This is a genomic window from Actinoplanes sp. NPDC048791, assembly GCF_040650095.1.
Lineage (GTDB): Bacteria > Actinomycetota > Actinomycetes > Mycobacteriales > Micromonosporaceae > Actinoplanes.
In genome coordinates this window covers 1-9518 of record NZ_JBEZGQ010000258.1, presented here as the reverse complement: position 1 = coordinate 9518, position 9518 = coordinate 1, and the positions used below count along the sequence as shown (strand labels likewise).

At 69.0% G+C, this 9518-nt stretch carries 8 protein-coding genes; 1 reads left to right on the top strand and 7 read right to left on the bottom strand.

Annotation, left to right across the window (positions count from 1 at the left end; genetic code table 11):
- From AB0C29_RS19945 to AB0C29_RS19915, 7 genes are all read right to left on the bottom strand, one after another.
- On the bottom strand, positions 1-2326 hold a 2326-nt coding region (locus AB0C29_RS19945), incomplete at its 3' end, for a discoidin domain-containing protein (RefSeq protein WP_360822123.1).
- Positions 2327-2368: 42 nt separating this feature from the next.
- Positions 2369-3979: a glycoside hydrolase family 13 protein gene (locus AB0C29_RS19940; protein WP_360822121.1), complete on the bottom strand. Its 1611-nt coding sequence runs from the start codon at positions 3977-3979 to the stop codon at positions 2369-2371.
- A 90-nt stretch (positions 3980-4069) separates the two neighbouring features.
- The gene (locus AB0C29_RS19935) at positions 4070-5038 is read right to left on the bottom strand and encodes a carbohydrate ABC transporter permease (RefSeq protein ID WP_360822119.1); all 969 of its coding nucleotides are present in this window, start codon (positions 5036-5038) and stop codon (positions 4070-4072) included.
- Positions 5039-5049: 11 nt separating this feature from the next.
- The gene (locus AB0C29_RS19930; protein ID WP_360822117.1) at positions 5050-5964 is read right to left on the bottom strand and encodes a sugar ABC transporter permease; all 915 of its coding nucleotides are present in this window, start codon (positions 5962-5964) and stop codon (positions 5050-5052) included.
- A 61-nt stretch (positions 5965-6025) separates the two neighbouring features.
- Entirely contained in the window at positions 6026-7387 is a 1362-nt protein-coding gene (locus AB0C29_RS19925) for an extracellular solute-binding protein (RefSeq protein ID WP_360822115.1), read from the bottom strand.
- Positions 7388-7594: 207 nt separating this feature from the next.
- Positions 7595-8608 (bottom strand): LacI family DNA-binding transcriptional regulator, encoded by a 1014-nt coding sequence (locus tag AB0C29_RS19920; RefSeq protein WP_360822113.1) that lies wholly within the window; start codon positions 8606-8608, stop codon positions 7595-7597.
- 85 nt (positions 8609-8693) lie between these two features.
- Positions 8694-9080: an SgcJ/EcaC family oxidoreductase gene (locus AB0C29_RS19915; protein ID WP_360822111.1), complete on the bottom strand. Its 387-nt coding sequence runs from the start codon at positions 9078-9080 to the stop codon at positions 8694-8696.
- Between the two features lie 107 nt (positions 9081-9187).
- Here AB0C29_RS19915 and AB0C29_RS19910 point away from each other — a divergent pair.
- Positions 9188-9518: sigma-70 family RNA polymerase sigma factor (locus AB0C29_RS19910; protein WP_360822109.1), on the top strand; the 331-nt coding region annotated here is incomplete at its 3' end.

Below are 9518 nucleotides of genomic sequence, written 5' to 3'. Positions count from 1 at the left end.
CGGCGGCCAGGTTCCCGGTCGGAGCCGGCGGGGTCGTGGTGGGCGGCGGCGTGGTGGTGCCGCCGTCCGCGTAGGCCTCCAGCTCGGCCAGCTGCGCCGCCGGCCACCCTGAGTTGGCGGAGAAGGTCAGGCGCAAGTAGCGACGGCTTCCCGTAGGCAGGTTGATCGTCGCCGTAGGGTTGAAGGAGTAGCCGGTCGCGCCGACCAGCGACGAGTAGGACGATCCGTCGGTGGAACCCGCCACGGCGATGGTCTGGGAGCGGGTTTCCCAGCCCGGCGGCAGCTTCAGAACCAGCCGGCCGACGGCTTGCGAAGAGCCCAGGTCCACGGTGTACGTCTGTGGGAAGGAGCCGTTGGCGCTCTCCCAGTAGGTGGCCGCATTTCCGTCGACCGCGTTGGCCCCGATGAACCCGCCGGAGGTGCTGGAGGTCGTGACGGCCTTGCCTTGCGCAAGATTTCCACTGGCGGGAGGCGTGGTCGGCGGGGTCGTCGGGGGAGTGGTCGGTGGTGTGGTGGTGTTGCCCCACTGCGGGGCCGGCCACGGGCCGCAGTCCGGCGCGTCGGTGTACCAGCCGGTGTTGGTGCCGGTCCGGGTGATCTGGAAGCCGGAGCCGACGCAGTTGTGCATGGGTTTGGGCTGGGCGATGCCGCTGGCCCGGACGTTGTTGAAGCTCACCTGACTGGACGCCTGCACCTGGAGTGCGTACGTGCCGGCGCCCTGGATGTTGACGTTGTCGAAGTGGATGCCGTTGGTCTGCCCCTCGATCCACATCAGCGCCGCGTACGAGCTGTCCAGGATGTCGGTGTCGGTGATGTTGATCGTCGGGTTCTGGAACGCCTCGTTGAGCGCGGAGAACCAGATCGCCCCGACCCCGAAGTTCCAGTTGTAGTCGGAGTTGCCGGCCCGGATCAGGGTGTTGCGGGCCAGCGTCCAGGTGCCCTGCACGCCGGTCGCGCCGTTGACGCCGGGGTAGCGGTTGGCGACGTGGATGCCGCCGCCGTTGGTCACCGTGTCCGAGACGACGTTGTCGGTCATCACGATGTCCCGGCCGCCGTAGCTGACCAGGTTGTTGGCCAGGATCGGGGCGACCACGGTGTTGCGGGTGAAGGAGTTGCCCACGTTCGGGACCCGCTCGGCCCACATGGCCAGCCCGTCGTCGCCGGTGTTGCGGACGAAGGTGTTGGTGACCGTGGAGTTGGTGACGCCGATGTGGAAGTTCACGCCGTCGGCCGTCTGGTCCAGGATCCGGCTGTTCTTGATGGTGAACCGGTCCATCGGCCCGTCCATCCACGCACCGACCTTGGTGTGCTGCATCCACACGTTGTCGATGGTCGAGTTGGACATCGCCCCGCCGAACGCGTTGACCTGGTCGTCGTCGACCCGCTCGCGGATGTCGCCGATGATCGCCAGGTCCTTGACCGTGACGTTCTGGCTGGGTCCGCCCTGTCCGTTGAACTTGCCGTAGATGCCGGCGGCCAGGTTGCGCTGGGTGGGATGCCGGCCCCCGAGCACCGTGTACCAGGGCCCGGCCCCGACCAGGTTGACCCGGTCGACGATCACGTGGCTGTGCAGCGTGTAGTTGCCCGGCGGGAGGTAGACGGTGCCACCGGCGTTCACCGCGGCCTGGATCTTCGCCGTGGAGTCGGTGGCCCCGGTCGGGTCCGCGCCGAACTGGGCCACGGCGTCGACCGCGCCGGCCGGTTTGCCGATCGGGTCCGGGACGTTCTCGAAGTCGGCCAGGTCGATGGTGAAGCTGGGCGACTGGGCGGTGGAGCTGACCTGGAGCCGGACCTTGGTGCCGGCCGCGTACGTGGTCCCGAACATGGTCCGGGCCTCGTCGTAGAAATGGTGCGGGTTGGTGTCACCCGGGTTGTTGTTGAACGGGTAGCCGCCGTAGAACCAGCTGTACTTCGAGGTCACCGGCACGGTCCGGACGACCGCGTTGCCGACCCGGACGTCGATCGTGGCGTCCCGGCCGGCGCCGTTGTTGCCGTCGGGCAGGCTGTAGCGGAAGGTCACCGCGTTGGCCGGTTTGGTCAGGGTGAACTCGACGTACTCGCCGGCGCTGTCCAGGGTGACGGCCTCGCGGCCGGACGCCTCGGAGGACAGCTGCCCGTAGTAGCGGCTGGTGCCGGTCTTCGTGCCGGTGGTGGCGGCGTTCTCCGCCTCGATCTCGGTGAACGGCACGGTGGCACCGCGACCGGGGATGTCGAAGGGGGACAGTCCCGCCGCGGCGGCCGGGGAGGCCGCCCCGGCGATGACGGCGGTGACGGCGGACGCCGCGGTGAGTATCGCGAGGGACAGGTAGGCGGTGCGGTTGGCCATGGGGATCCCTTTCATCAGGTGGCCAAGCCCCCTCGGTGGTGCTTACTTCCTTTCGGTGCGCAGGTGCAGCCAGACGGCGGTGTCCCGGGGGAGGAGGTCACCGTCGAGCGGACCGCTCGCGAGCAGGCATCGGTGGTGGTCCGGCAGCGCGACCGCGACGTCGGACATGTTGAGGACACAGGCGAACTCAGGTCCCCGGGTGTAGGCGAGCACCCCGGGGGCGACGCTCAGCCAGGCCATGTCGGCGGTGTGCAGACCCGGCTCGGCCCGGCGCAGCTTGATCGCGCCGCGGTAGAGCTCCAGCATCGAGCTCGGGTCGCCGGTCTGGGCCTGGACCGTGCGGTCCTTCCACTCCGGCGGCTGCGGCAGCCACGGTGTCGCGGTGGAGAAGCCGAACGGCGGCTCGTCATCGCTCCACGGCAGCGGCACGCGGCAGCCGTCCCGGCTGTGCCCGCGACGGGCCCACATCGGGTCCTGGAGCTGCTCCACCGGGATGTTCTCGTTCTCCCAGAGGCCCAGCTCCTCACCCTGGTAGACGTAGGTGGCGCCGGGCAGCGACAGCGACAGCAGCGCGGCGGCGCGGGCCCGCCGGGTGCCGAGCTCCAGGTCGACCGGGCTGCCGTCGAGGTTGTTCTCGAAGCTGAAGGTGGTCATCTGCCGGCCGTACCGGGTGACGTGCCGGGTGACGTCGTGGTTGGACAGCACCCAGGTGGCCGGGGCGCCGATCGCCCGGTGCGCGTCGAGGGTCCGGTCGATGCACTCGCGCATCAGCCCGGGCTCCCACGCGCAGCCGAGGAAGTCGAAGTTGAACGCCGCGTGCAGCTCGTCCGGCCGCAGGTAATTGGCGAACCGGTCGACCTCCGGCATCCACACCTCACCGATCAGCGCCCGGTCGGGGTAGCTGTCCGAGATCCGGCGCCAGGCCCGGTAGACGTCGTGCACCTCGTCCAGGTCGTGGAACGGGTGCGGCCGGCCCTCGACCACGGCGGGCAGGTCCCGGTCCTTGATGAGCAGGGCGGCCGAGTCGATCCGGATGCCGTCCACGCCCCGGTCGAACCAGAACCGCAGGATGTCCTCGAACTCGGCGCGCACCGCCGGGTGCTCCCAGTTGAGGTCGGGCTGCTCCGGGGTGAACAGGTGCAGGTACCAGTCGCCGGGAGTGCCGTCCGGGTCGGTGGTGCGGGTCCAGGTGCTGCCGCCGAACTCGCCGACCCAGTCGGTGGGCATCTCGTCGCCGGCCGGCCCGCGCCCGGGCCGGAACCAGAACAGCTCCCGCTCCGGGGCGGCCGGGTCGGCCAGCGCCTTCTTGAACCAGACGTGCTCGCTGGAGATGTGGTTGGGCACGATGTCGACGATCATCCGGATGCCGGCGGCGTGCGCCTCGGTGATCAGCGCCTCGGCGCCGGCCAGGGTGCCGAAGACCGGGTCGATGTCGCGGAAGTCGGCCACGTCGTAGCCGGCGTCGGCCATCGGGGACGGGTACCACGGGCTCATCCAGATCGCGTCCACGCCGAGGTCCGACAGGTGGCCCAGGCGAGCGCGGATCCCGTTGATGTCCCCGATGCCGTCGCCGTCGCTGTCGGCGAAGCTGCGCGGGTACACCTGGTAGATGACGGCGTCCCGCCACCAGGGATCCTGGTCGGAATTAGCCACGATGACCTGCTTTCTGGGGTGTCTCGAGAGAGGAGGAGGGCGCACGGGTCCCGGCGGTCGACGCTGACCGCCTCAGGGACCGGGTGGGGATCAGCCCTTCATCGAGCCCGCGGAGAGTCCGCCGATGATGCTGCGCTGGAAGATCAGGAAAACGACGATCATGGGTACGCTCGCGATGGCCAGCCCGGCCATGAACTCGGTCGGCGGCACCTGACTGGTGTTGGCCAGCCGGCTCAGCGCCACGCTCAGCGTCTGGGCCTCCGGGTCCGGCAGCACCAGCAGCGGCCAGAGGAAGTCCTTCCAGAGCGCGATGATGATGAAGATCGAGACCACGCCGAGCACCGGGCGCGACAGCGGCAGCATGATGGACCAGAGCTGGCGCAGCTTGCCCGCGCCGTCGATCGACGCCGCGTCGAGCAGGTCGTCGGGGATCTGGTCGAAGAACCGCTTGAGCACGTAGACGTTGAACGCGTTGGCGGCGGCCGGCAACCACAGGGCCCAGGGCGTGTTGAGCAGGTTGACGTGGATGAGCGGCACGTCCACCACGGTCAGGTAGGCCGGGACCAGCAGGGCCGAGGCCGGCAGCATCAGGCTGGCCAGGACCGCGCCGAGCAGGATCCGGCCGAAGATCGGCTTGAGCTTGCTGAGGGCGTACGCGACCCCGACGTCGAAGATCAGCGCGATGAGCCAGCCGCCGGCCGCGTACAGCACCGTGTTGGTGAAGTACTTGGCGATGCGCATGTTGTCCCACGCGGTCGCGTAGTTCTCCGGGTGCCAGGAGTGCGGGATGAAGGTGGGGGTGCTCAGGGCGTACTCGGCCGGCGACTTCACCGCGCCGGCGAACATCCAGTACAGCGGGACCAGGAAGACCAGCACGAAGACGGTGATCGTCAGGCCCAGCACGGTGAAGTAGAGGCCGCGGTGGCGTTGCAGGTCGACGCTGGAGATCAGCGTACGGGTGGCCGGGTTGGTGCCGGCCAGCCTCCGCTTGCGGCGCGGCGGGACCGGCACCGGGGTGGCGCCGCTGATCGGGGTCTGCGGCGGGGCGGTCAGTGTCATCGGAAATCCCCTCAGTCCGCGGTCCGGGTCAGCCGCAGGTAGAGCGCCGAGAAGGCGCCCAGCACCACGAACAGCAGCATGCTCATCGCGGCCGCGAGGCCGAAGTCCTGGTTGACCGTGAAGGCGTAGCGGTAGACGAGCACCAGCACGGTGATGGTGTCCGGGTTGGAGGTGCCGGTCAGCGCGAACGGCTCGATGAAGACCTGCATCGTCGCGATGATCTGGAGCAGCAGCAGGACCAGCATGATGAAGCGCATCTGCGGGAGCGTGACGTGCCGCAGCCGCTGCCAGACGCTCGCGCCGTCGAGCTCGGCGGCCTCGTAGAGCTCACCCTGGATGCCCTGCAGCGCGGCGAGATACATCAGCGTCGCGCCGCCCAGGTTGGCCCAGGTGGACACCAGGACCAGCGAGATCATCGCGGTGCTGGACGACTGCGTCCACTGGGACTCCGGCAGGCCCACACTGCGCAGCAGCGAGTTGAACAGGCCGTTGCCGGGGTCGTAGAAGTAGCGCCAGAGCAGCACCGCCACGATCGGCGGCAGCATCACCGGCAGGTAGACCAGGATCCGGAAGAAGCCGCTGAAGTGGCGGAACTCGTTGAGCAGCACCGCGATGAAGAACGGCAGGACGAAGCCGAAGACCAGCGCCAGCCCGGTGAACAGCAGGGTGTTCTTCCAGGCCGTGTAGAACAGCGGGTCGTCGAAGAGCGCCTGGTAGTTCTCCAGGCCCACCCAGTACGGCGGCACGACGAAGTTGTTCTGCTGGAAACTGAGGATGACGCCCCGGACCAGCGGATACCAGGAGAAGAAGGCGAAGCACAGCAGCCCCGCTGCCATGAACGCGTACGCCAGCAGGTTGTCCTGGATCTTCCGGCGCAGCCGGGCCGTGCGGGATTCCCGCACCTGGGCCGCCGTCAGAACCGCCATCTTCTCTCCTTCATTGGTGTCCGGGCCGCCGGCGGATGGCCCGCCGGCGGCCCGTTCCGAATTACTTGACGCCGGCCAGGATGGAGTTGGCCTGGGTCTCCGCGTCGGTGAGCAGCTTGGTGATGTCGGCGTTCTTGTCGGTCAGGACCTTCTGCATGGCCACGTCCAGCGCCGCGTAGATCTGCTGGGCGTTCGGCGGCTCCAGCTTCACCGGGATGTTCGGCATGGCGGCCACGAACGCGGCGTAGTTCTCCTGCGGGACGTTGGCGTACTTCTTGTCGGCCGCGGCCTGGGTCTGCGCCGCCGCGCCGGTGAAGATGGCCGGCTCGGGCAGGCCGACCGGCTGGTCGGTGTCGCTCGACCACTTGTTCTCGGCCTCGTAGCGCTCGGCCGAGGTGAACCAGAAGGTCAGCCACTTGAGACCGGCGTTGATCTTCTCCGGGCTCAGCCCGGCCTTGAACATGTAGCCCTCGCCACCGCCCAGCGTGCCCTTGCCGTCCGGGATCGGGCCGAGGCCGTAGGTGGCGTACTTGCCCTTGTACTGGTTGACGATGGTCGGGATGTTGTCGGCGGTGGCCAGGTACATGCCGAGCTTGCCCGAGCCCATCTGCTGCAGCAGGTCGGCCCACTCCAGCAGCTGCTTCTGGCCCATCGAGTTGTCGGTCCAGCGCATGTCCTTGAGCTGCTGCAGGACCTGCTGACCCTGGGGGCTGTTGAACGCGGCCTTCCAGGTGCCACCGTTGTTGACGGCCATCTCGCCGCCGATCGAGTAGAGCTCGGTGGTGAAGTGCCAGCCGCCGGTGTTGTTCTTGCTGTAGTCGCCGTAGCCGACCGTGCCGTTGCCCAGGCCGGCGATCTTCTTGGCCGCCGTCCGCACGTCGGCCCAGGTCTTGGGCGGGCTGTTCGGGTCCAGGCCGGCCTTCTTGAACAGGTCCCGGTTGTAGAGCAGGCCCATCGAGTAGTTCTTGTACGGCAGCCCGTACGTCTTGCCGCCCTCGTCCTGGAACACCCGCAGCACCTCGGGCTTGAGCTGCGAGGTGACCGGGTAGTCCTTGAGGTACTTGCTGATGTCCGACACCTGGCGCTTGGCGATCAGGCTGGCCGGGTCGGTGAAGTAGACGTAGAAGACGTCCTCGAGCTGGCCCCCGGCGAGCTTGGCCGGGAACGTCTGCGGGTCCATCTTGCCCTCACGGGCGTCGATCTTGATGTTCGGGTTGGCCTTCTCGAACTCGGCCACGTTGGCGAGGAAGCGCTCGTGGGTGGCCTTCTCGGTGGCCGGCGGGAGGCCGTTGACCACCAGCGTGACCTTGCCGTCCTTGGTCGCCGCGGGGGTGTCGTCGCTGTCGCCGCACGCGGCGGCGGACATCGCGACCCCGGCGACGAGCAGCAGCCCGAGGGCACTGCGCAGCCTGGTTCTGAACATGGGAAATAGACCCCTTCCTGGGGGTGGGGTGCGCGCCTAAGGGGGTTCACTCATCGGTGCGATGTTTCGTGGAGGTGACGATACAAAGTCCAACCGCGTCCCGCAAGAAGTGAACCAACAACAGAAAAAACTCGACGAATGTGGGCCAGGGCACAAAGAAGGGCGGGCCCGCCGGGCCCGCCCTGATGATGAGGATGAATGTGCTGGTCAGCCCGCCTTGACCGGCACCGGACCGGTCGAGCCGCGCACCACGAGCTCCGGTTCGAAGAGCAGCTCGTCGGTGGTGGCGGCGGCGCCCTCGATCTGGTTCACCAGGACGTCGACGGCCGCCTGACCCATCAGCTCGATCGGCTGCCGCACCGTGGTCAGCGGCGGATCGGTGCACGTCATCAGCACGCTGTCGTCGAAACCGACCACCGACACGTCCCGCGGCACGTCGAGGCCGAGCCGGCGGGCGGCCCGGATCGAGCCCAGGGCCAGCACGTCGCTGGCGCAGATCAGCGCGGTGACGCCGCGCTGGATCAGCCGGGTCGCGGCCAGCCGGGCACTCTCCATCGAGAAGTTGGTCCGCTCGACCGGCCACTGGGCCGCGGGGCCGGTCCACTGGGCGACCTCCTTGACCGCGGCCAGCTTGCGGCGCGACGGCACGTGGTCCTCCGGGCCCATCACCATGCCGATCCGCTCGTGCCCGAGCGAGCGCAGGTGCCCGAAGGCCTGCTCCACCGCCACCGCGTCGTCGGTGGAGATGTGCGGGAAGCCGAGATCGTCCACGCCGCCGTTGACCATCACCACCGGCATCCGCCGGTCCAGCAGCTGGCGGTAGTGCCCGTGCTCGGCGTCGGCCAGCGCGTACGAGCCGCCGGCGAAGACCACGCCGGACACCTGGTGGTCCAGCAGCATCTCGATGTAGTCGCGCTCGGGCACACCGCCGATCGTGCGGGCGCACAGGGCCGGGGTGAAACCGCGCTGGGCCAGCGACGCGGTCACCACCTCGGCCAGCGCCGGGAAGATCGGGTTCTGCAGCTCGGGCAGCACCAGGCCGACCAGCCGGCCGCGCTCACCGCGCAGCTTGGTGGGCCGCTCGTAGCCCAGCACATCGAGGGCCGTCAGCACGGATGCCCGGGTCGCCTCGGACACGCCGCTGCGGCCGTTGAGCACCCGGCTGACGGTCGCCTCACTGACGCCGGCCTTCTTCGCCACTTCGGCGAGACGTTTGGTCACGCCGGAATCCTACGTCAGGCTTCTGCAAATCCTGTACTGGACCTTGCAGCGGCGGACGAACGGCTGACCGGTCTTGCGGATACTGTCAGTTCGCCGTTGCAACGTTCGCGTACGCGGCGACCCGCCAGCCCGCCGGCGTACGCCGCAGGGTCCACGTCGCCCGCCGTTCCCGGGCCGCCGGCAGCTCGGTCTCACCCACCATCAGGAAGCCGGTCCGGCTGACCACCACCGCGCTGTCCCCGGCGACCCGAACCAGCTCCGGCTCGTCGATACCCCGGGTGCCTTTCAGCGGCCCGTCGAAGCCGGCGGCCATGTAGGCCCGGATCTCCTCCCGGTCGCGGTGGAAGACGCCGCCGGTCAGCACCACCGTCGCGTCCGGGGTGTAGGAGGCGGCGAAGGCGTCGGCGTCGTTGGCGTCCCAGGCCGCGGTGATCGACCGCAGCACCGCACGCACATCGTTCTCGTCGGTCATGACCATTCCTTTCGAGGGTGTCCGATGGTTCCGGCCGTACCTACCGCGGGCGCCACGGGAATTCATCGCGGGACGGGCGATGACTTCCGGGCCGCCCGGCGGTATCCATGGGCGTGGAGTTCGAGGCACTGACCGCGCCGTACCGCCGTGAGCTGCTGGCGCACTGCTACCGGATGTCCGGCTCGGCGCACGACGCCGAGGACCTGCTGCAGGAGACGCTGCTGCGGGCGTGGCGGGCCTTCGGCACGTACGACGAGACCCGCGCGTCCCTGCGCACCTGGCTCTACCGGATCGCGACCAACGCCTGCCTGACCGCGCTCAAGGGCCAGGCCCGCCGTCCGCTGCCGTACTCCTGCAACGTCAGCGCCCGGGTGGTGTCGGCGACGACCTTGCCGGCCACGGTGACGACGATCCGCGCCGGGTTCGGCGTGACCGTGA

Coding starts and splice junctions, on each gene's coding strand:
- AB0C29_RS19930 (WP_360822117.1), bottom strand. CDS start 5,964: ATGGCGGTTCTGACGGCGGCCCAGGTGCGGGAATCCCGCACGGCCCGG.
- AB0C29_RS19925 (WP_360822115.1), bottom strand. CDS start 7,387: ATGTTCAGAACCAGGCTGCGCAGTGCCCTCGGGCTGCTGCTCGTCGCC.
- AB0C29_RS19935 (WP_360822119.1), bottom strand. CDS start 5,038: ATGACACTGACCGCCCCGCCGCAGACCCCGATCAGCGGCGCCACCCCG.
- AB0C29_RS19915 (WP_360822111.1), bottom strand. CDS start 9,080: ATGACCGACGAGAACGATGTGCGTGCGGTGCTGCGGTCGATCACCGCG.